This is a genomic window from Leeuwenhoekiella sp. H156, assembly GCF_052218455.1.
Taxonomy (GTDB): domain Bacteria; phylum Bacteroidota; class Bacteroidia; order Flavobacteriales; family Flavobacteriaceae; genus Leeuwenhoekiella; species Leeuwenhoekiella parthenopeia.
In genome coordinates this window covers 3,100,571-3,127,527 of record NZ_CP197499.1, presented here as the reverse complement: position 1 = coordinate 3,127,527, position 26,957 = coordinate 3,100,571, and the positions used below count along the sequence as shown (strand labels likewise).

General features: G+C 41.0%; 22 protein-coding genes. 7 read left to right on the top strand and 15 right to left on the bottom strand.

Going from position 1 to position 26,957, the window contains the following annotated elements; translation table 11 throughout:
* Positions 1-110 precede the first annotated feature (110 nt).
* From ACSSS3_RS13440 to ACSSS3_RS13415, 6 genes are read right to left on the bottom strand one after another with little or no spacing between them, the layout of a single operon-like run.
* A complete protein-coding gene (locus ACSSS3_RS13440; RefSeq protein ID WP_442845048.1) occupies positions 111-563 on the bottom strand; it encodes a prepilin-type N-terminal cleavage/methylation domain-containing protein in 453 nt (150 codons plus the stop codon).
* On the bottom strand, positions 553-885 hold the full coding sequence (locus ACSSS3_RS13435) for a hypothetical protein (protein ID WP_442845047.1): 333 nt from the start codon (positions 883-885) through the stop codon (positions 553-555). The genes ACSSS3_RS13440 and ACSSS3_RS13435 overlap by 11 nt, the downstream gene beginning before the upstream one ends.
* Positions 873-2,156: a hypothetical protein gene (locus tag ACSSS3_RS13430; protein WP_442845046.1), complete on the bottom strand. Its 1,284-nt coding sequence runs from the start codon at positions 2,154-2,156 to the stop codon at positions 873-875. The genes ACSSS3_RS13435 and ACSSS3_RS13430 overlap by 13 nt, the downstream gene beginning before the upstream one ends.
* The gene (locus ACSSS3_RS13425; RefSeq protein ID WP_442845045.1) at positions 2,156-2,626 is read right to left on the bottom strand and encodes a hypothetical protein; all 471 of its coding nucleotides are present in this window, start codon (positions 2,624-2,626) and stop codon (positions 2,156-2,158) included. Before ACSSS3_RS13425 ends, ACSSS3_RS13430 begins: the two co-directional genes overlap by 1 nt.
* Entirely contained in the window at positions 2,627-3,286 is a 660-nt protein-coding gene (locus tag ACSSS3_RS13420) for a hypothetical protein (RefSeq protein WP_442845044.1), read from the bottom strand.
* Positions 3,287-3,298: 12 nt separating this feature from the next.
* Positions 3,299-4,075 (bottom strand): hypothetical protein, encoded by a 777-nt coding sequence (locus ACSSS3_RS13415; protein ID WP_442845043.1) that lies wholly within the window; start codon positions 4,073-4,075, stop codon positions 3,299-3,301.
* 345 nt (positions 4,076-4,420) lie between these two features.
* Between ACSSS3_RS13415 and ACSSS3_RS13410 the strand changes: the two genes are divergently transcribed.
* Positions 4,421-6,604, top strand: coding sequence for a peptidase domain-containing ABC transporter (locus tag ACSSS3_RS13410; protein ID WP_442845042.1), 2,184 nt, complete (start codon positions 4,421-4,423; stop codon positions 6,602-6,604).
* 1 nt (position 6,605) lies between these two features.
* Positions 6,606-7,898: an HlyD family secretion protein gene (locus tag ACSSS3_RS13405; protein WP_442845041.1), complete on the top strand. Its 1,293-nt coding sequence runs from the start codon at positions 6,606-6,608 to the stop codon at positions 7,896-7,898.
* Position 7,899: 1 nt separating this feature from the next.
* On the opposite strand, the gene ACSSS3_RS13400 is transcribed toward ACSSS3_RS13405, so the two are convergent.
* The 4 genes from ACSSS3_RS13400 to ACSSS3_RS13385 form a co-directional block, all read right to left on the bottom strand.
* A complete protein-coding gene (locus ACSSS3_RS13400; RefSeq protein WP_442845040.1) occupies positions 7,900-10,077 on the bottom strand; it encodes a prolyl oligopeptidase family serine peptidase in 2,178 nt (725 codons plus the stop codon).
* 50 nt (positions 10,078-10,127) lie between these two features.
* Positions 10,128-10,256, bottom strand: coding sequence for a hypothetical protein (locus ACSSS3_RS13395; RefSeq protein WP_442845039.1), 129 nt, complete (start codon positions 10,254-10,256; stop codon positions 10,128-10,130).
* Positions 10,257-10,317: 61 nt separating this feature from the next.
* Positions 10,318-12,018 carry a helix-turn-helix domain-containing protein gene (locus tag ACSSS3_RS13390; protein WP_442845038.1) on the bottom strand — a complete coding sequence of 567 codons (1,701 nt, stop codon included), beginning with the start codon at positions 12,016-12,018 and terminating at the stop codon, positions 10,318-10,320.
* 13 nt (positions 12,019-12,031) lie between these two features.
* Positions 12,032-14,461, bottom strand: a complete 2,430-nt coding sequence (locus ACSSS3_RS13385) for an aminotransferase class I/II-fold pyridoxal phosphate-dependent enzyme (protein WP_442845037.1) — start codon at positions 14,459-14,461, stop codon at positions 12,032-12,034.
* Between the two features lie 218 nt (positions 14,462-14,679).
* Between ACSSS3_RS13385 and ACSSS3_RS13380 the strand changes: the two genes are divergently transcribed.
* From ACSSS3_RS13380 to ACSSS3_RS13365, 4 genes are all read left to right on the top strand, one after another.
* Positions 14,680-15,060, top strand: a complete 381-nt coding sequence (locus ACSSS3_RS13380; RefSeq protein WP_228228412.1) for a DUF7793 family protein — start codon at positions 14,680-14,682, stop codon at positions 15,058-15,060.
* A 43-nt stretch (positions 15,061-15,103) separates the two neighbouring features.
* Positions 15,104-16,051: a helix-turn-helix domain-containing protein gene (locus ACSSS3_RS13375; protein ID WP_442845036.1), complete on the top strand. Its 948-nt coding sequence runs from the start codon at positions 15,104-15,106 to the stop codon at positions 16,049-16,051.
* Between the two features lie 68 nt (positions 16,052-16,119).
* The gene (locus ACSSS3_RS13370) at positions 16,120-16,557 is read left to right on the top strand and encodes a MauE/DoxX family redox-associated membrane protein (protein WP_442845035.1); all 438 of its coding nucleotides are present in this window, start codon (positions 16,120-16,122) and stop codon (positions 16,555-16,557) included.
* Between the two features lie 82 nt (positions 16,558-16,639).
* A complete protein-coding gene (locus ACSSS3_RS13365) occupies positions 16,640-16,918 on the top strand; it encodes a DUF6520 family protein (RefSeq protein WP_442845034.1) in 279 nt (92 codons plus the stop codon).
* Between the two features lie 59 nt (positions 16,919-16,977).
* Here the strand turns inward: ACSSS3_RS13365 and ACSSS3_RS13360 are convergent, their stop codons facing one another.
* The 5 genes from ACSSS3_RS13360 to ACSSS3_RS13340 form a co-directional block, all read right to left on the bottom strand.
* A complete protein-coding gene (locus tag ACSSS3_RS13360; protein WP_442845033.1) occupies positions 16,978-19,800 on the bottom strand; it encodes a M16 family metallopeptidase in 2,823 nt (940 codons plus the stop codon).
* Positions 19,787-21,181, bottom strand: a complete 1,395-nt coding sequence (locus tag ACSSS3_RS13355) for a RagB/SusD family nutrient uptake outer membrane protein (RefSeq protein ID WP_442845032.1) — start codon at positions 21,179-21,181, stop codon at positions 19,787-19,789. The genes ACSSS3_RS13360 and ACSSS3_RS13355 overlap by 14 nt, the downstream gene beginning before the upstream one ends.
* A gap of 4 nt (positions 21,182-21,185) precedes the next feature.
* On the bottom strand, positions 21,186-24,185 hold the full coding sequence (locus ACSSS3_RS13350) for a SusC/RagA family TonB-linked outer membrane protein (RefSeq protein WP_442845031.1): 3,000 nt from the start codon (positions 24,183-24,185) through the stop codon (positions 21,186-21,188).
* A gap of 801 nt (positions 24,186-24,986) precedes the next feature.
* Positions 24,987-25,154, bottom strand: a complete 168-nt coding sequence (locus tag ACSSS3_RS13345) for a hypothetical protein (protein WP_442845030.1) — start codon at positions 25,152-25,154, stop codon at positions 24,987-24,989.
* A gap of 149 nt (positions 25,155-25,303) precedes the next feature.
* A complete protein-coding gene (locus ACSSS3_RS13340; protein ID WP_442845029.1) occupies positions 25,304-25,438 on the bottom strand; it encodes a hypothetical protein in 135 nt (44 codons plus the stop codon).
* Between the two features lie 896 nt (positions 25,439-26,334).
* On the opposite strand from ACSSS3_RS13340, the gene ACSSS3_RS13335 reads away from it, so the two are divergent.
* Positions 26,335-26,583, top strand: a complete 249-nt coding sequence (locus tag ACSSS3_RS13335; RefSeq protein WP_442845028.1) for a hypothetical protein — start codon at positions 26,335-26,337, stop codon at positions 26,581-26,583.
* Positions 26,584-26,957: the final 374 nt, after the last annotated feature.

Below are 26,957 nucleotides of genomic sequence, written 5' to 3'. Positions count from 1 at the left end.
CCAAATGGTTTATTGAAAACAATTATTTCCTTCTTAAAGATAGACTCCGTAGAAGATTGAGAACGATTGCTTTTAACTTTTTGTACTGGCTCTATTTTTATTCCCATGACCTACTCACTCATATAAAGGGATGCATCACTATTTTTAAAGACAAACAACTCCCGATCGTTTTGGTCAAGCTTTATTGCATCAATTAATCCATTTTCAAGCTCTCTCCCCAAAAAAAATGCTTGTACTTGAAATCCTCCCGGTATAGTATCCCTGTTCCGTATACAGTATTCAGATGTAAATACATATGTCGCTTTTCTATTCATTCCTGAAAATGAGAGTTCACTGTCAACCTCATTATAGTAAACGTATTCAAAAGAATTAAAATCGATCCATAATGCTGTTTCAAGCTTATCGAATTTTTGGTTTTCGCTATAATTTGATTCAATGAGGTTAACCTGTTTGGTCACCAAATTCAGGATTACAAATGCAAGGCCCACAACTATAGTAGTAATGACTAGTACAACCAACATTTCACTTAAAGTAAAAGCCTTAAGCCGCTGCCTACTCAACATAGGGTAGTATTTTATTAATTTGCTTTTTAGACATTTCCCGCTGAGCAACGATCTCTACCGTTAAAGGTTTTTCATCTAAACGTTTTAAACTTATTTCCCAATCTTTATACGATTCCATATAAGGTAAATCCAACTGACCGCTATTCAACTGATATTCTAAAGTGTTAAGTCTCATTTCAATATCATTCGTGTTGGCAGTAACATGGTTTCGAAATAAACTATTTAAAATCATACTGGAAATGACAAAAATTATAAGTATTAAAACGGTTGCTACCAGCGTTTCTATTAGGGTAGAACTTCGAACTTTTTTTAATAGACCCATTTAGCTACATTTTTAGTTGTGGAATCTAAATGCAATCCAGAAAACTCTGATGTCAAGATATTACTGTTAATTGTCCCATCATAAATGTGGTTACGGTAAACCGAACCAAATTCTCGGGAAACAAAAGTACGAGTCAAAACAGAACCATATACATTCCCTTTTAATTCCAAGCTTTGCTCACAATAAATCTCCCCGTATATGGATGCCCCCTTATCTATGAATACCTCCGGTTGATAATTAAAATTGGGTTGATCGCCTAAAAAGACCAAGCTCCCCATTACTACAGATTCACTTCCGATTTTAATTGAGATACTGGTTTCAGAATCAGCTTCTGTACTGTAATTGGCTTCTGAAACCAGAACTAATGCACTTGGAAAATTCAAATTTACTTGATTTCCGATCTCTATTGATTTAGAAGCAAAAATTTGAAGGTTCCCTTCCACTCCTGATTGTATAATCACCTCAGGTGCAGCTAAAATTACATCTTTAAGGTAAGCATCAGGAGCTACTGTTATCTTTGTATCCGAATGAATTATTATGTTTCCCGTAATTGTATCGTTTAGGGTGAGTTCTCGGGAATCAATGATCCATTTAGTTTCCTCTTTAAATGAGTTATATCTAGGTTTTCCAGTATAGCGTATTATATTTCCTGATTTATTTGGAAGACTCTTCCTTAAGCGCTCAATTTCCCTGATAAAATGTCCTTGCAGTTGAGGTAAAGTCTCCGAATTATCAATCTCTATTTTTCCATCAACGAGTGTGTTGCCAATAAAGTAAGTACTACCTATACTACCGGGATTCACACCATACTCAGAAAGCGTTACGTCACCTATTATCGTACTAGTCCCTACCAATACTAAAGGAGAAAAAGTGTTGGCTAATACCAAAGCATTCCTATTTTCTTTCTGACCTTTACTTCCTATTAAAGCATTGCGTTCAAAGGTGTAATTCTTAGATGAGGCAACACTCTTTACGTGGGTATAAATGCCCCAGGAAGTAGCAGAAACCTGCACTTCCTCAAACTCTTTAAAATACGGAGCTTTAAATACTATATCGTATTCTGTAAATTGCCGATCTCTTTGAAGTGCATAATAGACGCCTTTGCTTGCATTCTTTATAGTTTCTTCAAGTAAGCTATTTTGAGATCTAAAACGTTGATGTGTATAACTCAACAACACAAAAGAACTCAACATCAAAAGAATTAAGACTCCAATTAACAATGTAAATTGAAGGGCTCCTGCTTTAATTTTATGTAAGCCCCGTAACCCCACTATTTTTTAATAACCTTACGCTTACCCTTAAAACTAATACTAATTTCACTAGCATTACCCCTGACTAAGGTAACCTCTTGTATACTCTCACCAGCACTTAAAATGGCTTCTGTACCGTTTACAGATACTGAAAAAACAGTCTGCTTGGCTTCGGCGCTCTGTACCGTTCCACGGTATTCTATAACAGGAAAAATTATAGTATCCCTAACTACAGGCATCGATGTCAGTTTTGCTTCAGGCTTGTCTTTTTTCTCGGGAAGCTTTCCAAGAAAAGGATCACGGTAATTATTAAGTATATTAAAAGTTTCTTTTTGATTCCCAAGTTCACTTTTAAATTCAGTGGGGGCTTTAGGCACTATGAATGGATTATCTGAAGGGTTCAAGGCAGAATAAATTTGATATCCTATAACACTCCATATGGCAATTACCACAATAGAAAGTGCATAGGTTTTAATTTTATTCTTTGTCATTTAATCTAAATTAATTTCAAGGCCTCGCTCGGAATACAAGGTATTTTCCCGATCATTTTCCGCACGCACTTTCCATATATATGAACCCGAATTCTCAAATGTATATTCAAAGGAAGTCGTTAAAAATATATCTGAAATTAATACTTCTTCACTATTTTTTACTAGAAGTTCAAAGCGATATACATCTGCTTCTACAAGAGACTCCCAATTAAATGTTACTCTAGGAGTTGTAAATTCTATATCAGCTTCTGGAGAATTAAGAACCACCTGCTTACCAATTAAAGATGCATCTTCAGACACGCTAAACTTTTGAACACTTGCAATTGTCGTATATCCTGAATTCGATGCCCGTATACGCCAACTGTAATTTCCAGGCTGGAAGGTCTTCATTATATTATACTTTGTGTTCGAAGAGGTATCAACTACGATTGTATCTAACAAAATCTCACTGGCAACCTGAAAATCTGGTGCTGCAACCTGAATAGAATAAGCCTCTGCAAAAGCAACCGGATCCCAACTAAAGTTAACATTGCTGCTAGACAAGACCGTTTCATTTTGAGGTGCTAAAACGACTACCTCATCTTGTGAAATATCAGCGACACTTACAATCTCCTCACAAGACACCAACCCAATTAATATAAAAATCAAAATTATTCTCAAAATGGTCGTGTTTTAGTAGCTAAATAAATTTTTCTCCTTTTTAAGTTTCGTCCCATCGTGCCTAAGGTCGTCTGAACAGGGCTTACCGCTTTTAACAATAGCCATCAGCTTTGGCTCATTACGATTATCTAATCCCCAGCAAAATTGAGAAATCTCATAAGACAATATCAGTCCCTCAGAAAACAATACTTCAGAAAGTTGATTGTTCTTGCTGATTATTATACGTGGTATGCTTTGATAATTTTGCCCCAGAAAAACAGCATCGGCTGCCTTTACTCGTTCTAAATCCCTTTCAGAAAGTACCCAATCAATTCGGGTAATCAAATCAGGGTTTGAATTCATCAAAATCTGTTGCTTAAGCTCCGCATTTTCATCGGCATTAACTGCTTCCAGGAAACCCGACTGATCCTGAAGCTCCAAGCGAACATATTGGGGTTTATTGGGCAAACTATCTACGTAATGTATCTCAAAATCAAAGGCTCTCTGTCTTCTAAGTTTTTTATAGGCTTTGTAGTCTAAGCCGTTAAAAGTTTTAAAAACTGGAGTTAAACGAATTTTCTCACCCAATTTTGGGATTCCTAAGGTTTGAAACTCTTTCGTCGTCAAAGTAGCGTCCAGATTTCCAACCATACCGAGCTCTAACGGTGTCGATTGTGGTGTAGCCAGAATGCGCTCATAGGTAGTGCATGATGAAAACACACAAAAACTAAAACAAGCCAAAAAAGTAATTAACCTAATCCTTAAATAAATCATAAAGCTATTTAAAAGTTCGAAATTAAATAAAGCCAATTTAATTCTAGGACTTAACTGCTCTTGATTTATAAATTAAGGGTAATTTTAAGATAATCTTCAACCATACGATCCATAATTTTAGAGAAATCAGATATATCTCTTTTGGAGTAATGATGCTTACTGCTTGAATTTTCACCTGAGCACAATGTAGACTTCTACTCCATTTTTGGTTTGTTAAGTCTATAGTCAACTAATAGTAACTTCGCTCCTAAGAGATTTGAAATAGTATTTATTTTACGTTGTTACTTACGGTTCTTCGAGAAGATAAATGTAATTTACAATTAATCATTTTAACTCATTATCAATGCATTAAACCTTATATTTAATAGTAATAATTAAGGTTTGAAAAAGTTCCCAACATACCGGCAACCTGATTCCAAAGACTGCGGTCCCACCTGCCTTAAAATCATAGCCAAACATTATGGTCAAAGTATTTCAATCCAGTCATTAAGAATAATAAGTGAAACCACTCGCTCTGGCAGTAACCTTTTATCTCTTAGTGAAGCTGCTGAGCAAATTGGATTCCGGTCTATTGGCGTCCGTATCAATTTAGAGAAGCTTAAAGAAGCACCCCTACCCTGTATTCTTCATTGGAACAAAAATCATTATGTCGTTCTCTATAAAATAAAGAACGATATTTTTTACATATCTGACCCAGCTCACGGACTTCTAAAATATTCAAAATCAGATTTTATAAAATCTTGGATAGGTAATAATGCAGACGACTACACCGAGGAAGGTATAGCATTATTACTCGAACCTACCCCAAAGTTGTATGATTCCGATTTTGAAGAGGATTCCAAGTTTGGCTTTGGATTTATTTCAAAATATCTCCTTCAATACAAAAGATTTTTAGTCCAATTGATTATTGGCTTAATTGCGGGAAGTTTATTACAGCTTATTTTCCCATTTCTAACGCAAAGTATTGTTGATGTCGGGATACGAAATCAGGACATACAATTTATCTATCTGATATTAATCGCACAGATATTTTTATTTCTGGGCAGAACAGCCATTGAAGTTATACGAGGATGGATTCTTTTACATTTGAGCACACGACTTAATATATCGTTGATTTCAGATTTCTTTATCAAATTAATGAATCTACCCATCGCATTCTTCGACACCAAGATGACCGGGGATATATTACAACGCATTAATGACCATAAACGGATTGAGCGGATACTTACTTCTTCCTCCTTAAATGTACTTTTCTCTTTTGTAAACCTGATCATATTCGGTATCGTTTTAGCCTATTATAATTTTTGGATTTTTGTTGTCTTTCTTGGTGGTAGTATTTTATATTTCCTATGGATAAAACTCTTCCTTAAAAAACGTGCTGACCTGGATTATAAACGATTTTCTCAGGTTAGCCAAGAGCAAAGCAAAACCATTGAACTGATCAATGGGATGCAAGAAATCAAACTGCATAACGCTGAAAAACAAAAACGCTGGGGATGGGAGTTTTTACAGGCCCGATTGTTTAAAATTTCGGTGGAAGGTCTGGCATTAGAACAGTACCAACAAGTTGGGTCAAATTTTATCAATGAGCTTAAAAACATTCTTATTACAGTTTTATCTGCAACTTTGGTAATTAAGGGCGAAATCACCCTGGGTATGATGCTGGCCATCTCATACATTGTAGGACAACTCAATTCTCCCATATCTCAACTTATCAATTTTGTTCGCGAGTATCAGGATGCTAAGATATCGCTGGACCGACTAGGTGAAATTCACAATAAAGAAAACGAAGAGAATACTACTCAAAAGATCAGTGACATCAATTACGATTCCGACTTGAAATTACAGCGCGTCTCTTTCAGATATACAGGTTCTGACAAATTGGTTCTTGAGAATTTAGATCTTTTGATTCCTGCAAAAAAAGTAACAGCCATCGTTGGGGTGAGCGGTAGTGGTAAATCTACGCTCATCAAACTACTTATGAAATACTACTCCCCCATTGAAGGAGATGTCTTTCTGGCAGCACACAAATTAGAAAATGTATCTCAAAAAACCTGGAGATCTGTTTGTGGAGTAGTTATGCAGGAAGGCTATATTTTTAACGATACCATAGCCCATAATATAGCTATTGGTGAAGACTACATTGATAAAGATAAACTGGCTAAAGCTGTTGATATTGCCAACATCAAAGATTTTATAGAGTCTTTACCTTTATCTTACAATACGAAGATAGGAATGGAAGGCGTAGGTTTAAGTACAGGTCAAAAGCAACGTCTCTTAATCGCGCGGGCAGTTTACAAGGATCCCAAATATTTGTTTTTTGATGAGGCCACGTCTGCATTAGATGCCAATAATGAAAAAACAATAATTGAAAAACTCAATTCATTTTTTGAAGATCGAACCGTAGTTGTGGTCGCACATCGATTAAGCACCGTTCGTCATGCAGACCAAATCGTCGTGCTTGATCAGGGAAAAATTATTGAGATTGGAAATCATCACGAACTCATTAAGCAAAAAGGGTCCTATTATAATCTGGTAAAAAATCAACTCGAACTCGGAAAATAAGATGCCGGAAAAACTTGAAAATATTGAATTGCGTAGTGAAGAGGTTCAGGAAATCCTTACCCGTGTTCCTAACTGGATGATTAGATGGGGTAACACTTTATTTTTGAGTCTTATCGTAATAGTTTTAGTGATGGCTTGGTTTATCAAATACCCGGACATTATTCAAACTACTGCTTTTTTAACTACTGAAAACCCTGCTGAGAAAATCTATGCTAGATCAACGTCCAGGATTGACAGTATTTTTGTAGAAGCTAATCAGCAGGTATTTTCAGGACAACCTTTAGCCTTATTGGAAAACACTGCTAATTATTCCGATATTGTATTCCTGGACTCCCTATTGGACACTATGGAAGTTTCTGAAAATGAATTCTTCTTTCCAATAGATGATTTACCGCTGCTCTTCCTGGGTGAAGTTGAGCAGGCCTATGCCAATTTTGAGAATAGCTATATTTCCTATTCGATAAACAAAAACCTACGCCCCTACTCTAATGAAGCCAAGGCTCAGCAACTGAAGCTATCCGAATTAAAGCTTCAGGTCTCTAATTTAGAATCTCAAATACGCATCAATAAGAAAGAGCTGGAGTTTAAAGAGAATGATTTGGAACGTATGAATACGCTTTATGATAAAGGCGTCATTGCCGAACAGGAATACGAAACCAGGCAAATTGAATTTCTTCAGGCCCAGCGTAATTACGAAAACCTAATCAACCTACGCTCTCAGCTCAGAGACGCAATCAATGCTACGAGTTCAAATTCACGGTCTACAGACATCAACCGCACTAGGGAATCGTTATCGCTTTCTAAAGCGTTGATTCAGTCCTTTAATCAACTCAAAAAGAGCATAAAAGATTGGAAATATGTATATCTATTAGAAGCAGAACAGCCTGGAAAAGTAACTTTTATGAATTATTGGAATACAAACCAAACCGCCAATCAGGGTGATGTTATTTTTACGGTAATTCCCAATGACAGCAAAGGCTATTTAGCGAAACTCACCGCTCCGGCTCAGAATTCAGGTAAAATCAAAACAGGCCAGACTGTAAACATCAATTTGGCCAATTATCCCGAAAATGAATTTGGAGTACTGAAGGGTACCATAAGAAGTGTCTCGGCCTTACCTGACGAAGAACAGAACTACATCATTGATGTGAGTCTCCCGGATTCCTTAGTCACCACCTATGGTAAACCTATTGATTACAAACCGGAAATGCCGGGTTCTGCAGAAATCATTACGGAAGACTTAAGATTATTAGAGCGTTTATTTATTCAATTCAAGCAATTACTCGATCGTTAAGCTATTTATGATACTGAAATAAGGGATGGCCGGTTTGCCAAAACGCAAAAGAAAATACATCTACATATTCCAGATACATCTGTGATATTTCTGAGCTTCCCTGATGGCCGGATTCCTTATGAATGCTAAAAAGTACCGGATCATTTGAAGTGGAACTATTCTGAAGCCGGGCAACATACTTCCCGGGCATCCACAACGGCACTCGTGCATCGTTGTCGCCTGCGGTTATCAATACTGCTGGATAATTAGTGCTACGTATGTTTAAATATGGATCCATCCGCTTTAATCCAACAACACCTAAAGAATCGCTTATACTTCCGTATTCATCCTGATTAGAGCCTCCACCATCATCCCGGTTCTCACTTCTAAAGGGATTCATAACAGGAACCTCAGCAATTGCTGCTGCAAACAACTCGGGTTTTTCATTTAGTGCTCCTCCAATTGTTATTCCTCCTGCACTCGAACTATAAATTACCGTCTTTTCCGGAGCTGTAAATCCCTTATCAATTAGATATTCGGTAACAGCAATCAGGTCTTTCCAACTGTTGCATTTATTGAGTTTCATTCCCTGCAGGTGCCACTCCTCCCCTTTTTCACCTCCCCCTCTTACGTGAGGTATACAGAGAATACCACCTAATTCTACCCAGCTTAGAAAAATTGGTGAAAAGAAAGGAGAAATAGTAGTACCGTACGCACCGTAAGTGTAGAATAAAGCAGGATGAGTACCATCACGAGTGAGGTTTTTATTGTAAATCAGAGACACCGGTATATACTTCCCATCATCCGCTTTTACCAATAGTTCGTTACTGACTATATCATTAAACTCGTCAAAACTAGCCGCTGTTGTAAGAGGCTCAGTGGTTAAAGTCTTTGTTTTTAAATCCAGATGATAGCGGTCACTTTCCGATGTCCAGCCCGACAGGTTAATCCACAAGTCCGAACTTCCCGCCTGAGTTTGATAAAGCTCAATGGCCCCCGGTTTGTAAGGCAAGGCTATGGAATCTCTTTTAAAACCATCAGAGGTATATAAACTGGCCTGAGTGCCATATTTAGTGGTAGTATAACAAACCCCGTTTTCGGTTACTACAAAAGAGTCTAGGATTTCATTTGATTCTGAATCGGCATACTGCTTAGAATTTTTGAAATCTGGGTTTAGAATCGGTACCCTATTAATCGTATTGGTGTTCTTAAGTTTATTAGTGCGGTAGTAATACTTATCTCTGTAAAACTGACCTTCTGAGGTATAGACCTGATCTTCTTTAGTATAAAAAGGTTTCCAATTGGGTGTACCCTTTTCAAGATCGGCTATAGGCGTTATGTAAGCGTCCCAGAAATTATCTACAGTCGCCAAATAACCTACAGCATATTCAGCATCTTTGGAATCAATAGTTGCAATGGGATAAACTTCATCGGTAAGGTTTAAATTCGTTTTGGTTTTAGTACCAAAAACAGAGACCAGAGAATCTGCCGGTTTCCCTAAGCTATGCAGTACCGTCTCGGTATACTCAGAGCCGTCCTCACCAAATGAAAACTGTAGGAATAGAAAACCGGTATCATCCGGCAGCCAACTGATTCCTAAAAAGGAATCAGGCCACGCGTTAAGTAGAACTTCAGAATAACGGTAATTTTTTTCGAGATCAAGAATAATGATTTCTGATATTTCATATCCCGAATGAGTAAGTGCTACAGCTACCTTATTTCCTTTCCAACTAGGTTTAAAATAGCTTATAGTATGGTTGGTATCATAATCATAGGATTTAGGATCAAACAACAGCTTTTCTTCGGCTTCATAGGAGTCCCGATAGTATAAAGATGCATATTGCTCTTCTGCATTGCGCTTTAAATAAAAATACCTTCCGCTCTCCGAGACTTTAACGTCTGAAACATGCGCAGCAGCCCGGCTTCCATAATCTGTAAACTTATCCAATAAGAGATTACGTCCGGTTATGTTGTTTAATACCGTATCTGCCAGCTTTGCCTGAGCTTCATACCAGCCTTTGATTTCTTCCTGCTCCAGTTGTTCCAGGTGCCGGTAAGGGTCAGTTACTTCTATTCCAAAATAAGTTTCCTGAACATCTTTAGAATATATCGCGGGATAGTGTAATTTGGGTTGTACCCGCTTTTGAGAATACGAATGGAGTGGGAAATAAAGGAAAGTAAGAAGCCATATATACTTCATCAGTTCGGGTTTTAAAGCCCCGGTAGCTCCGGGGCTGATTAAAACTAAATTTAAAGACCGTGCTTAGGTACTTTAAGTTTGTCCCTGCGTATGGGACCTTTGTCTGCAAATCCACCTAAGATAGTCTTGGGATTTTCAATCCTGAATTTCTCAAAGGATTTTAAATTGGGTTGTTTCATAATACAAGGTATTTAATTAATAGTAATTGTTAATCATTTATTTTACCTAAGTAAATAGTATTCAGCTTTCTACAGATCGTAATTGCTTTAAATAGTTTGAAGGTTTCTCCCCTACTTTTCGCTCAAAAGCTTTAGAAAACGAGTAGGCCCGTTTAAAACCAACTTCTTCACCCAAAGCCTGTATTTTATAGTATTGAAGCTGGGGATCATCCTCCAGCTTTTTGAGTAGGTGTTGTACCCGTAATTCATTGATATAATTGGAAAAATTTATGCCTTTAACTTCATTGATTACCCGTGAGAGATAGGCTGAGTTGGTGTTCAGATCTTTGGCTAGTCCGAAAAGGCTTAATTCAGGATCTAGAAAGGCTTCCCCCTCTTCAAACTTTTGCAATCGGTGCAGCAATACGGTCTTAATTTCTTCGGTAAGAACCGGCTCCGTTACTTCTTCATCGTTACTGAATCTTTTACCTACCACAGACGTTGCTGATTGAGATAAAAAGAGCTGTTTACGCTTGGATCTCGAGCTTATAAACAGACCGGCGAATAGGACCATCAGCACCAGTAAACTATACCCCAAAATTTGTTTTCGATACTTCTTTTGTAACGCTTTCCTTGCAGAATTTACTTCTTCCAGAAGTCTGGGTTTTTCTACCTGATTGAGATAGCTGTCAGTTACAAAAAGCTTGTTAGCGTTGATAACTGAATCAACTGCTAATGCCCTCCGTGTATAATACAGCTCCTTGTCTGGATTCTGCCTGTTCTTGTTATAACCAATCAAATAAGTATAGACTCCTTTAAGCTCCGGATATACTTCCTGATTTAGTGAGTAAACCGAATCGATCTTTTTAAAATAGTCATAGGCTAAAGAGTTATCACCGCTTTTTTTAGCAATCTGTCCCAGATAGTAATAGGAAACCGAGACCACAGAAAGGTCCTCCGAGATTGCCGGTAAAGCCTCCTTTAAAAGCCGTTCCGCTTTTTCAAAATGACCTAGATAGTATTCATTGACCCCGTTGGAATGCAGAAAATCATAAAAGAACAGCCGGTCGGGAGTACTCAAGGTTTTGTTCAATCCGATTTCGATAAGTCGGTCTGCCTCTTCATACTCTTCCGCGCGCTGATAAGCCAGTTGCAGATTATGTAGGGTGATTAAATAATCTTCCAAATATTCGGTTTCAAAATCAGGCCGTGATTGTAGATAAGCGATATGATTCTCATAGATTTCAATAGCCTTACTATAATTACCCCATCGATTTTGAAAGGCTCCTAAAGCCTGACTGATCTCAATCTCCTGTTCTCGATTTCGATTCAATCGGGCCAAATCATAAGCTTTATAATAGGCTTTTAACGATTTAACATAAGCTCCGCTTTCGTAATAATAATAGCCCTTTAGCATATAACCCAATGCAGGATAGGTATAATCCCCACAGTTTTGGGAATACAGAATGACACTGTCTGCGTAGCTTAAATTGGTTTCGGTATCGTATAAACGGGCAGCGAAATCAAAAGCCCGTGCCACTTCAAAACTGTCTTTGGCCAATCGGGCTTTATAGAGATAGGCTTCCGCAATCAGCCTTTGCTGCCGGAAGGCTACGGCTTCATCATCATAAGCCGCTCTCAGTTCTGGGATGCTCAAACCTTTAAGATAGTTTTGGTAGTAGCTGGCATGCACATCGGGGTGGTGTAACTTTTCGGTATCAGCTACTCCCTGTTGCGGAAAACCAAGTGTACAAATCCATATCCAAATCCCAAATGACGACATGCTTTCAAATGTATTAGCTTAATTTATCAGTAGCTCCCTGTAAAACCCCCAGTGATTCCAGCTTGTAATTATCCCTGACCTGAACATAACTCACATTTTCAATAACTTCTGCTCCCAGTTTCCGCTTCTCAAAACCGGCGGTCATTCCAAAATCAATACGTTCCATCCCCAATTCCTTCGCTCTTAAAATCGTGTGATAAAGCAATTGCCTGTAGACCCCATATTCGTTGACATATTCATAATCGAGACCAATTAGATTCGGCACGTAGGTTTTACCCGATTTATAACAAAACATTACGCCTAAGATCAATCGGTATTTGTCGTCGTCATCATTACAGAGTACAATGAATTCATATGCACTATGGGCGTTCATATTCTGGAATAGCTGAAAGGGATAGGTGAAGGTATTGAGGCCCAAATTGGCTTTTTTAACCTTCTTATATAATTTATAACAGCGTCTTAATTCCACCCGATTTAATGAAGGGCGTATTTGAACATCAACGTGCTCTTGAAAAGTTGCGATATCCTTTCTAAAATGGGCGCGTGACTTTTTACTAAGACTGCTTATAAAATCAGCACTGCTCTCCCAGTCAAATTGTTCAAACCGGGCAGATTCGGGCATATCCATACGCACAAAGCCCTGTAAATTAAAATGTTTATGCAAAGGGTTGTCTTTCCTAAAATCACGAAGCACAATCATTTCAGCCTGAAACTCCCGTTCGAGATCTTCCAGTACACGGAAAAACACGTTTAAAGCTTCCAGCCAATCGGTATGATCAAAATCAATATATAGATGATCGCCTTCGGTGATAAGCGATCCCAGACTCAAGACCCTGGAGGTTAAATGATAGGGATTCCTCTTACGTTCTTTTTCCAGATATGCAGATACCTCTTTTTTAGAAAAGATATCATCTTTCCACAGCGCACACGTAAGATAAGTCATGAGTACAGGCTCCTGATTGTGCAGAATAACTACATACCGAAACTCCCAGTTGTTTTCCTGATCTTCATTGCCGCCAAACGATTCTTCCAATAATCTAAGACCCTCCCAATCGTATATGCTCTTCCCTCCCATATAGGTATTCCACAGTTGCTTATCAATGCTTGTAATGGTCGATTCCAGGCTGACCTGAAACCTGCCGGTATATTTTGAGGCATCCAGAGTATCAGATGCCTTAGCCTCGGGTAGTTTAAAAGCCCTGCGCACCCGTTGCAGGGAAGTTTGCGTATGCTCGAGCGCCAGCTTGTAGTTTATGGACAAGGCGTCCACCAGGCCGGTTATATCCTCAAGTTCGTTATGGGTAGAAATGGTGATGCGTACTCCGGTATTCTTAACAGGTACTGCAGGAAAAATACCCAGATTGGTGTAAAATCCATCCTGCATCATCAGTTTAACCAGTTCATAACCCGTGGCGGGTGTTCCCGTGCCAATAAAATGTACCGGGGAATCATTGTGATCGATTAGTGGCAAATCGGTCTGGGACAGCAACCTGTTAAAATGGCTTATCCGGTTTTGTAAATCCTGCTGCCGTTCATAAATCTCATCCGATAAATGAATTTTTGAAGAAGTGATTGCCGCGGCCACCGAAGCCGGTTCCAATTGTGCGGAAAAAGTAAGCGGACCTCCAAAGTTCTTAATCCGGGAATACAATTTGCGATCTGTAGTAACCACAGTAGCCCCGCTTGCTCCAAAGGTTTTGCTTAAGGTACCTATTAGCAAGACCTGTTTGGGCAATTCCTTGAGCACACTCATTACATACCCGCTACCGTGCTTACCCTTCCAACTCATGCCGTGAACATCGTCGAAATACAGATGCAATTGCGGGTATTTCTTAACCAGACCCATCAGTTCGTCAATCGGTGCAAAATCCCCGTACATGGAATATACCCCATCAGCGAGGTACCAAACCTTCTCTGCTCGTTGCCCCAATTCCCTGAGTTTTTCTTCGAGCATGTTCAGGTTATTATGCCTGATCATCTCTACCGGGATGCCGCGCGATTTCAATACCTCTGTAGCGTGATGTACACTCCAATGCACCTGATGATCCAGAATAACGGCATCCTCATCGCGCACGGCTGCTGGCAAAACCGCCAGATGCCCCAGGGTACTGTTTTTGGTAATAATTACCGGGGTATTATAAATAGTTGCCATTTGCTGCTCCAGTTCTTCATACAGCGGATGCGAGATGTAAGATTTGGAAAGTGGAAACTGAGTCCCGCAGTCCCGAATGGCCTGAATGGCTGCTTCTTTAAGGCGGGGATCCTGCTCAAGCCCTAGATAACCGGTAGTACCAAAGTGATAGTGTTTTGTCCCATCAATCTCCATATACCTGCCACTAAGGGTACTACCGCTGGCATACAAATGAAGTACCCCTTCTTCTTTGGCGCGTACCATCACATCGTCAACCGAATCCAAAAAATTATTGTGCTTAATCTTTGCCATAAGTAGATAGATTTTAAATTTGTTATTGAAGCTAGATAATTATTTCCTAGCCTCTATTCTTTCCCCCTACGCAAAGCGCTTTTTATCCCTTAGAGACAACTTTTAATCCCTTAAAGGCAATTAGTTGACTCCAAAAGCCTGTAAAGGATCATAAAATCCCTTAGAGACAAGTAATTATATGAGTTGAACATATTATTTATATTAATTTGGTGCGGATTATGATTATGCACAATTTTTTAGAAACCGATTATGCCAGGATGCGAATTGCAGATTCCATCCTGTTTTTTGAGTACAAGCCTACCCAGATACGAGGTATCGAGCTTGCCAGGCGTATTGTGTCAGATCGCATTCAATTTCAAAATGGACGCGCATATCCCGTATTATGCGATGCCAGTAAGCTTCTGGATGCAGACACCATCGCAAGGAACTTTTTTGCCTATGAAGGCACGTTGCTGACTAAAGCCATTAGCTTTTTGGTACAGCCTATTCACAATAAAGCCAGGGCAGAGTTTTTTGTCCAATCTAATACACATCTGGTCCCTACCGGAATTTTTACCAACGAAGAACAAGCACTAGACTTTTTAAAGTCTTATATCTAAGTAACGCTATGACCTTTAGTGTAATGAATAAATTAATACCGGTATGGAAACAGAATTTAATACTAATGACGACGAAAGAATCTCCCTAATTAAGAAAATGATTATTGAGATGGGAAGGGGTAACTTAAATTACCGTATTCCTACCACTACAAATGATGATGAGATTGAAGCCATCACGGTCCTGATCAATATGCTGGCCGACAAGCTCTCCGAATATTTTGAAAACCTCTATCTGATACAAAGCAGAAAAACCTATGAACATCTTATTGACATAGGTTTTGTATTGGATGAGGATTATAATATTCAAGGGGTCACATCCTCTTACAAGGACTATATTCCTATTAAAAAATCCCGCCTGATTGGAATGAAGTTTAAAGAACTCCTGGATAAAGAATCTCAGGATCTTTGGTCTAAGGCTATTGCAGAGATCAACAAGTTCCCCAAAAAATTAAATTTAAATTTAAAAGGTAAAAAGAAGCTTAAACAACCGATCACGTTCTTTTTGAATGAATTATATCCCAAAGAATCCAAGTCTAAATTTTTATTGACCGGCGTACGTACTGTAAATATCAGGGAGCACCTGGACAGTATGTATTCTGAATCTGAAGGAGAAAATCACTATAAAAATTTCCTTGATCTTTCGGATTCGGTTTTAAAAAATGAAGAGGATATCAGCATCATCAAACAGATTCACGCCCACATTGAAAAGAATATCGCTGAATCTCTGGGATCCTTACAAGAACTTGCTCACGAGTTTGGAACCAATGAGTTCAAACTAAAAAACGGATTTAAGGAACTTTATGGAATCACGGTATTTAAATTTCAAATGGAAGAACGCCTCAATTATGCCAAAACTTTGGTAGAATCCTCTTCCATCCCTTTAAAAGCTATTGCAGTCATGATGGGTTTTAAAACCTCTTCTCATTTTTCACGCTCCTTTAAAAATCACTTCGGTAGCACTCCCCGGGAATTGAGGAAAGCGGGGAATTAATCCCTTAGAGGTAAATCATTATCCAAAATTGTCAAGTATTCTTTCGGAACTTGCAGTAAAGTTCTGATATGCAAACCTTAAAGTCTCAAAGCACAAACATCAACCTGGGTATTTCTCTGGCACTTAGCCTGCTTTGGATGTATGCCGCTACGGCTAAAGTAATCGAGTTTGACCAGTTTAAAATACAGATGAGTCAGGTCGGTTTTCTAAAACCATTTGCTGGAGTACTGGCATGGATTATCCCGTTTGCAGAATACAGCCTGGCAGCCTTGCTGCTCATATCTGGAACTCGCCGGCTGGGGTTAATAGGTTCTGCAGTATTGATGAGTGTATTTACCGTATATATAGCCGGGATGATCAGTTTTAGTCCGCAACTGCCATGCTCCTGTGGGGGGATTATCAATAACCTTACCTGGCAACAGCATCTGATATTTAACCTGCTTTTTACTGGCTTGGCTTATTGGGGCTGTTACCGTTTTAAACACTTTAAAATAACCAACATTTAAAATATGAATCGTGTGCACGACGATTAGGGAGAGCCGAAAACCTTCGAATTCGAGTAGGCATAATCTTTTAATACTTTTTATTATGAAAAAGTCTAAAATAATGATCCCGGTGATGACACTGGGGCTGGCAGTAGGCCTGGCTTTTGCCAATACCGCAAACCAGTCAAATGGATGGATTGACCTGGATGGTACTCCTACACAATTAAGCTCCGACCCCTGTACGGGAACCGGATATGATTGTAAGGTACGTTTTGAGGAAGATCCTAACCAACAGGTTTTTGAGGTATATGATGATATGTTATTGACTATCCCAAAACAAAGTGGTGTAGAAACAACATACGTCATTCCCGGCACACCTTAAACCAGGTTTTTAAGGTGTTTTAAATGCCTCCCCATAGCCGCTTCTATGGGGAGGTTATTTTAATTACTAACTTCAGGGACTCCCTTACCCATAAAAATATACCGATGTTCAGGCACCAGTTTTTCCTGTATAAAAGACTGAATATCCCCAGGACTTACAACTTCTAAATAAGCTCTAACCGCTTCCGGATCGGGCAGTTGCAAATCCCATTTATAATAGCGATATCCTTTATCTATAATGGATTTACCCGTAATTCCCATTAAATAAAATCTACTTTTAATCGCATTTAATTCGCTCTCAGATATAGGATGTTCTTTAAACCAGGATACCAACTCCTCCACATCGCTTATCAGCATCTGTTCCATCCCGACAACCGTTGGCAATGTAATTACCAAATTGCCGCGTTGCATATCTATATTCGAATTAGAAACGACGTGTACAATATAAAGGCCTCTTTTTTTAACATGACGCAGTTCCCATAAGCGGTTATTAATTACTTCCCGCATCAGTTTTAAGTTAACCTGTGCTTTCCAGTCATCCCGGGCTATAGGATAGGAATATTGTAATCTAAGGTTCAGATCGGAAGGCAGTATACCGGGAATTCTAAACGTCTTCTTTAAAGGTCCTTTAGGTAAATAACTTACAACTTTTTCTTCCCGTTTTACCTGATTTTCAGATACCCGCAGATTACCCAAATAGGTTTCCAAAAGCGGTATGACTTCTGTTTCGCTAAAATCTCCACTCAGCAGAAACAAAAACTCCTGAGGATGTTGAAATAAGCTTTGATAAATTTCCTTCAATTCAGTCATAGTAGATAGCTGTACCGCCTTATAACGTTCCTCAGCTGTTAAACCAGGATTTACTTCCTTAAGAACATTCTTACTAAGTACGGTTAAATCGTGTTCCTCCCTCCCGTAAGGGGGGTTCTTGTAAAATAAGAATTCATCCTCCTTCCAATAGGTAAAGGCTTCGGGATCCTCCCGGGGTGCAGACAAATACAAATGAGCCAGTTGTAACAAAGCTTCAATACGCTCGGCCGGGGCCTGCAGTTTTATACCGGATTCTTCCTGGTTTACATACAAGGCCCTGCCGTAAATCATTCCCAGATTGGTAAGCATGCGTTGCATTTCAAAATGGGTATAAGCACCCGCCCCCGAGGTATGTACCCACTCCGGTACAAGCTGGGCTCTTATAAAGTCCTCTTTATTCAGGTTACTGGCACCTGCATTGCGGAAGCCATGTAATTTTAGTGGAGCACCCTCCTGAGGGTAAAGTACGACCCGCGCACCATTAGTCAGTTGTATTAGTTGTCCTCCTAAAGTATCATTACCCAAATCTCTAGAAGGAACACGAGGCAACCGGGCAAGGAGCGAATCGGATATCAACTTCGTTTTCAGCTCCTCATTTGCCTCCGTACCTACCCCCAGTTTAGCCTGATCCAGCCAACTGCGGAACTCAGCCTCATTTAAATTTAATACAGCGGCACCTTTGGGGGCCAAAATCCCAATATCCTGAGGCCCGTCTCTTAAAAAGGCTTTGAGCTCCGAATTTACAGTATCATACGAGAGCCCATTTAACCAGCGCTTCTTTAAAGCAAGCTGATCAAATTCCAAAGATTCCTCTGCCAGCATCCGTTGATCATAAGTACTCAATACCGCTCCCAAAGTATTGTTATCCCTTTGATCAATAGCGTTTAATTCCCTTTGCCGGTATTTCTGATAAGCAGCCTGATCAACACCCTGTTTCTTAAGCTGATTAAGGGCGGTTGCCACTTCCTCCACTGCTCCCCGTTCCCTTCCCGTAAAAGTTTTTAGGTTTAGTCCCAGTGCAGGCAGTTCACCAGATTTATCAACACCAAGTGTATAATGCAGCTTATAAGTCGTAGGTATTTGAGGCAGGTGATCTCCAATAAGCGCATACAACATTTCATACATCCACTTTTGCTGTAAAGCTTTAGGTTCTGCTTTTGGAGGGATCCGGTTACGCCAGTATAAATCGATTTTCGTTTCGGAGAGCTCCGGTTCATCAGTTTCAAGCTGTTCCAATTGTATAAATTGGTTGGGGCGTTGTAAATACTCCAATTTAGGATAAACCAGTTTTTTAGCAGGAGTAGCTTTTAATTTTCCAAAATAGCTTTCCATATCCTGCGCTGCCCGATCCAGATCGGTAATAGGCCCCACCATCATCAGGGTAGCCCGCTGGGGATGATACCAGTCGTTATAAAAGGAGGATACAGCATCCCTATTAAAACCTTTAACGTGATCAAAATAGTGTTCCGGTCGTACAGCCGGAGCATAAACTTTTGAAAGGTTCCAGAACAGGCGCTCTTCATCGTATCCTAAATGACCATTTCTATGTATGTACTCCTGATAAAAACTGCCGTGTTCCGCTGCTAGGTTTTCAGGAGTCGGTTTTAAACTTCCCCCAATGATTCGGCTTAGCAAATCCAACTCTGCAGTATAGATTTCAGAACCTACCGTATCAAAAAGGAAAAGGTAGCAGGTATGTCTTACATTGGTATATCCCTGCCAGGGATATTTTCCGCTACGAACAGCCTCCAGTAAAGCACCGCCTTTGGCAGTAGCTTCATCCAAATAAATTGCAAAGGGCAAATGCTCCAGATAATGGGCCAGGTGCGTTTGTCCTTCCTGTTCCATTTCATAACCCGTATTTACATATAAATTCATAGATACGTTTTGTCCCTCCCAGGCTGCTTTAGAATGGATCAAATACCGCATCCCGTTATCCAGAGTACCACTACGGATACCGGTTTCTATGGTATCTGCTTCGGTTTGACCATACATAAAAGGACTGTATACCAGAAAACAGATCCATACCAGGCTAAAGAAATTCAATGATTTTAAACGATTAATATCCTGCATTTTGAGTGAGATTAGGCTTCTTTAATAATTCGGCTTCGGGGATGGGGTATAGCAAATCGGTTTCCTGTATTCCTTCCAGTACTTCCAGGGTCTGGCCGGTACGTTTTAAATCCAGCCAGCGATGCCCCCATTCGCTAAAGAGTTCGTAATGACGCTGCTGCATCACCTCGTCAAGCAGCTGTTCCTGGGTAATTGCCGGGGTATAAACCAAAGGCTGCAGATCGGCACGCTCCCGTATAACATTCAGGTCAGCTACCGCCGCTTCCAGTTTGCCCTGCCGGGTACGGGCCTCTGCCCGTATCAGGTACTGCTCGGCCAGACGCATGACCATGGAGTATTCGGTATAGTTAGAACCTGTAGCGTTGTATTGAATCTTGTATTTATAGGGATAATAGTAGGTTTCACTACTGCTGCTAAAACTCCCAATCCAGTTTTCTTGCCTTTGATCCCATGCTTCCCAGTCCTCCATAAAGTTTTCACTCAGGCTGACCGGGCTCCCGGTTGGGGTGATGCGGATCAGCAGATTGCCATCGCGGGTATGGGTAAACGTGCCGCCCCAGCCCTCGGGTGATATTTGCCACAGAGCCTCCCGACTGTTGGCTAAAAACACCGTATTTAAATCATCAGGCAACTCATACAGATCATTCGCGGCCAGTACTTCACTGCTGTAGATTTCCGCCTGCTCCCAGTCCTCCCGATACAGATGCACCCGCGCCAGCAAGCCCAAAGCCGTAAAACGATTCGCCCGGGTCCTATCATTATCAGGATAGCCGGTATCCAATAGTTCGGCTGCACGGTTTAAATCTTCCAAAATCAGATCATAAACCTCAGTTTGTGGACTTCGGGCTTTTAAAGCATTGACGGTATAATTGGTTTGGGTAATCAAAGGCACATCCCCGTATAAATTGGTCAGGTAGAAATACGCAAAAGCCCGTATAAATCGGGATTCGCCTTCCAAAGCAGCACGGTTATCCGGACTTAAACTGCTGTTGTCCGCAACCCCCTCCAGAATCGCATTACACATATAAATCGTGTTGTAAGCGCCAGACCATAAAGCCAGATTCAAACTATTTGTAGCTTCCAGTTGATGCGCGGCAAAGGCTTCCATTTCAGGTACTGCATTGGTTACGGTATAGGTATCAGCAGAGAGCCCGCCCAAAAAACTGACACTTTGGTTACCTCCTGCTGCAAAGGCCGTATTAAACAATTGAATATAGACCCCGTCCATCGCCTCGCGGGCGGTGGCATCATCGCTAAATACCGTCACACTGGTGATGCGGTCGTTCGGTACTTCAACTTCTACAAAAGATTCACAGGCGCATAGCAACAACAGCACCGGTAAGCATAGCAGGTGTAGATGGTTATTTCTAAAATGTTTCATATCGTTAAAAATTAAGTTTAAGCCCCGCAGTTAGCGTGCGTAAAGCGGGTAAGGTGGTTCCGGGGGACTGAGGATCCAATCCTCTGTAATCCGTAAAGGTCACGAGGTTCTGCCCTTGCAAGAACAAGATGCACGAGTTTATCCCCAGTTTTTCAGTAGGGAGCTCATAGCTTAGCCCCAGCGTTCGCAGTCGTAAAAAAGAGGTATTGGTATAAATACCGTCACTGGTCTGAAATCTGAAATAAGTTCGTAAGGCATCCAGTCCCTGAGAGAGTTTTTGAAACGATGCCATATCTCCCGGACTTTGCCAGCGCCGTTCGTAATCTTCCTGCAGTATGGGGCCCAATCTGCCGGGAACTCCTGAGGAATAATACTGCTGGCCGTCCTGTACGACGAACTCCCATAAAAAATCCAGGCTCACCCGCCCATAGCTAAACTGGTTACGAAACCCGCCAAAGAGCGTGCGGGTAAGATCTTTAACCACCACGCGGTCATCGAAATTATACACCCCATCTTCATTGACATCCACAAACGTGTACAACCCCGTCTCGGGGTCTACCCCGGTATGGTCATAGAGAAACTGAATGTTAAGGGACTCCCCTACTTTGTAGGTATTGGCATACGAACTCTCTTCTATTCCGGGAAAAGACACCAGGCGGTTTTGAGGAATACTCACATTCAGCGAAGCCTGCCAGCTAAAGCGCCCTGAGTTTAGATTTGTGGAGGCTTCAAACTCCCAACCGGTATTTTCAACGGTAGCATCCAGATTGGCCTGTACACTGGTAAAACCCGTGATAGCAGGCAGGTTATAGCCCACCAGCTGATTGGAAGAGCGATTGCGATACCAACTCGTATTCAGACGTAATTGATCCTTCAGGAAACCCAGTTCTAAAGCCAATTCCAGTTTGCGGTTGCGCTCCCACGAATAAATGGGGTTCGTGAGTTGGGTGGGATACAAACCTCCCCCTCCCGGGGTGGCCGAATAGGTATCCAGATACCCGTAATCCCCTATTTGATCGCTTCCGGCCGACCCATAACTGCCGCGCAATTTGGTAAACGATAAAAAGGGCTTTAGACCTTGCATCCAGCTTTCTTCACTCAAAATCCACGCTCCACCAACAGCCCCAAAACTGGCAAAACGCCGGGACGGACCAAAACGGCTGCTGCCGTCCCGTCTTCCGGTTAGATTCAAATAGTATTTACGGGCGTAATTAAGACCGATACGCCCAAAAGCTGCTGCATAGGCATATTCACTTGTGCTGTTATCGGCCACCACCACCTGCTCTGCAGCTGCGAGATTTCCCAGTAACTGATCGTTGGAATACCCAATACCCACTATATTAAGCGTTGAGCCCTGGCGATGCTGAAAGGTACTCCCTAACAGAGCATCCAGATTAAACTTCCCCCAGGTATTGCGGTAATTGAGTTGCGGTTCCACAATCCAGGATTGGCGCCCTGCACTAAGATGTATGGAGCGGGAGCGTGCATTCGCCCAAAGAGCGGGATTATAAAACCGGATGGGTTGCTGGGTGACCTCCTCACTAGTTAGCAGGGTATAGCCGGTATTTAACCGTGCTTCCAGTTGTGGGGTTATGGCATAGTTTAAACTCAGGTTGCTAATAAGCTGCTGCACCCGGGCTTCACTCTCCCGGTATAAAGTGGCAAGTGGATTACTCCAACTCGAGTCTTCCCAGTTTAATTCTCCGTCATCGGTATATAATGCCGGTGCATTAGGCGCCAGAGATAGGGCGGTACTTACAAAGCTGCTCCCGTCAAACTGCCGGTTGTTGTCACTGCCAAAGGAGGTGCTCAATTGCAACTTAAAACGCTCGTCACTGCTGCGGTGATTGAGGCTCAGGTTTGCAGTGAGTTTGGTATACTTAAAATCACCAGGAAACACCGAAGTCTCACGTTGATAGCCCACACCCAGGTTGTAATACGTACGTTCGCTCCCACCACTCACGCCCAGATTCACTCCGGTGGTTTCCGCAGTCCCCCCAAAAAGAGTCTCCTGCCAGTCTGTATAGCGGTCCGGGTCCCACAAAAGCAAATCAGGGGAATTCGATTCCGTAGGGGTTGTGCCGTCATTGGCAAAGGCTTCCTGCCTTAGGCTGATGTAATCAGCTGTGGTAACCAAATCCAGTTTGCGGGGTACCACACCGGCCCCGGTATAGATCTGTGCGTTAAACCGGGTCTTTTGCTTCCCGCCTGTACCTTGTTTGGTGGTGATCAGGATTACGCCATTGGCCCCACGCGAACCGTATATCGCGGTAGCATCGGCATCTTTAAGCACTTCGATGCTTTCAATATTCGCAGGGTTCAAGGTATTGAGTGGGTCTATCCCTCCCAGGTTAGGTGATGTAAGCCCGCTTGAACTATTAAGTGGTGCGCTGTCTATAGGTACGCCATCTATGATATACAGCGGCAGATTTCCCGAATTCCCGAAGCCGCTGCGCAGACTATTCTGACCACGGATTTGAATACTGGGCGCATTACCTGGCACCCCACTGCGCTGCACAATAGAGACCCCTGCCATCCGGCCTTGCAGGGCGGCTAGCGGATTGGTCACCGGCTGCCGCTCGATTTCTTCGGCGGTCACCCGGGCGATACTCCCCGTTTGTTCCCTGCGCGTGGTGTTGTAATACCCGGCATTGATGGTGACTTCGCCCAGATCAGTAATATCCTGCTGCAGTTGGATAGTAAAGCTGGTTTGATTCCCTACCGGCAGCAATAAAGTCTTAAACCCAATATAGCTGATACGCAGGGTATCCTGAGGCGAGGCCTCCAGTTCAAAGCTCCCATCCATATCCGTCTGGGTACCGGTGTTCGTGTTTTTAAGGGAAATACTTACCCCGGGAATGGGGTTGTCATTCGTATCAGTAACCCTCCCGGTTACCTGATTTTGAAGGGGTGAGGCACTGGCCCAAAAGGCACTCAGGCTCATTAAAAGGCATAAAAGCCCCGGCAACGCAGCCCCCGTAAGGCGCGTAGTCTTATTTTTCATAACTTCGTCGTGTATATTAAACAATAGTTTTTGTTTAAGCTCACGCCTTCCCCCGCTGATTCCACTCTGAGGGGAAGGTCTGGAGCTTAAAAGCTTCTCTTTTTCACAGACCCTAAGGTCTGTCAGCTCTTTTTTTATGGCTAATTCAAACGTTCTATAGCAATGTTCTAAAATTTACTTCTTAAACTTTCTTTTCTCAGTATAGCAGGAAGTTTCCGTTGTACTCGCTTGATTCCTTTCTTTTGTCTTGATACAAAAGAACCAAAAGATCAAGGCTCACAAGACGGTATCTAAATTTATCGTTCGCTGCACTGCATTCTTTCTAACTAAAACAGCCCAACGCGGCAAGCTGGCTCATTCGCTAGAATAGTCCACCGGACTATTCTTTAACGCTCTGCCCTAAATTTTACGATACCTTCTTGTAGGCCGTTTCCAAAATTGGAACTAAGAATATCATTCTTTAGTTCGCCCTCGGTTCAGAATAGCCAGGGCAGAGCGTTAAAAAAAGGTCTTGTAGACCTTTTTAGCGAATGAGCCAGGTGGCGCATAGGCTTTAAGATCGCATCATTTCCTGGCATGCTCTACATTACTTTTAAAATAGCAAATGCAGCGACGCGGAGCTGACAAGGCGGTTTTCGCCCTTAAGGCGAAAAATTCCTAAGCGAGGGGCTCTTTTCTTTTGGTTCGTTTTCTTTGGACAAGCAAATCGACGATAGGAGATTCACGAGCTCCAAAACCAATAAGCAACAGCGAGCTAAAGAAAATGAACAGAACAGATCAAAACATCTTATAAAACCTTCACTAATTCACCGGTGTGCTTAAACCTACCCGGTATAAGCCCAGGCCGTTTGCACCAGGCAAACCGGCATTTCCCACCCAACTACAGGCTACCTCGTAGGGAAATAACCCATAACCCACGGGTGCATTAGCGGTATAGGACGTGTACCCGTAAACACGTGCGTTATACATAAGTTTTATTTTTTATGGTTTATGTATTTTGATTAATCAGAATAGTGCTGCTAAAGCAAGATTCTTACTTCTATTCTTGTTCTCTTTCTTTTTTGCATTGCCCAAAAAAGAAACAAAAAACGCTAGGCTTATTTTTACATCCTTGAAAACTACGCAAACTCCTTATCGTGCGGATGGCAAACCGCTGCGCTAAGCCATCCTCCACTGCCCATCGCTGCGGCGTTTGCTTGTTTTACTACAGATGTAAAAAGTAGGCCGTTTCCAATAGGAACTAAGAATATCATTCTTTAGTTCGCCCTCGGTTCAGAATAGCCAGGTCAGAGCGTTAAAAAAAGGTCTGGTAGACCTTTTTAGCGAATGAGCCAGATGGCGCATAGGCTTTAAGATCGCATCATTTCCTGGCATGATCTACTTTACTTTTAAAATAGCAAATGTAGCGACGCGGAGCTGACAAGGCGGTTTTCGCCCTTAAGGCGAAAAATTCCTAAGCGAGGGGCTCCTTTCTTTTGTTGAGCCTGCCCTGAGCGATAGCCGAAGGGTTTCTTTGGAGAAGCAAAGAAAATGAACAGAACATCCTTAGAATCTGTAATTACACATATCCGAAGGATTTCCTTAAACAGGCAATTGCAATCAAGGAGAATCGCGAGCTAAAGAAAATGAACAAAACATGCTATAGAACCTAAAAATCTCCTCAGATCAAGCTAATGCTATCGTGAAAAACAAATACAACACCTTGTGTTAACTCATCGGCAAAATCACATTAAAAAATTAAACACCTCACCCCGTGCGGGATGTTGACCATTCTGGTCGATAATTTTGTAGGGGGAGTTTAGGGGTGCGAAGCTGTAATGAGAAGAAACAGGTACTTTGAAAAAGTAAGTTGAAGATTACGAAAGTCCTTAACACAAAAAAGGACGTGAGGGATCAACTTATCGAATCAGGGCACTGGTATGCCTACGTACAACAAGTAGTCCGCCCACGTCCCGGGTCCGTGAGCATCCTAGCTTATCCTCTCGTACGTTAAAAATTACCAGTTTTTGATTCGAGATTCAAAGCGAATGCTTCTAATATGTTACTTAAAGAAGTTTCGCAAATATATAATTATGAGGTAAATATAAAAGAAATATTTTGTAATGCAAATGCATTACAAAAAAATATAATGGAATAGGCAAATTGCTATATGCCGCAACTTAGTGAAGAAGATAAAATATTAAAGAAAAATATCAGAGAGCGTATTAATCAGCTACTGGATGTTTATTTTGAATCACAAACTGACGCTTCTAAAAATCTTGATATTGATCGTCAAAATTTTAACGCTTGGATAAACCCCAAAAGTAATCGAGGACCTACAATATATTCAATTAACAAGTTTTGTAAAACTGTAGATATTAGTCTTTCTGAGTTTTTTGATTCTCCAATTTTTAAATGATCTTTGATTTAACTTAATCTAATTATCGTAGATTATTTATTATCCTCCATGATCTCTGTTTAAAAGATCCCCATAAATGCTGCTCTTTAATAGTTCGTTGTAATTTGATATTGAGGTATTTGCTTTGGCTCATTTTTTTATGAGGGCTTTGTTAAGAGGAGTTTGTCTCGAGTTAAACTTTGTGGTAACTGCAAATAGAATCGATGAAAAAAGTATTACATGAAGTTTTATTCTGTTTTTTGTTTTAAAAAATATGAGAATTACGATGTTCTGTAATTGCCTATAAACCAAGTCTATTTTCACAAACACAACCAGAAACGCATAATAGCTTATCTACCTATATCATAAAACACTATAACGTTTTGATATAACGC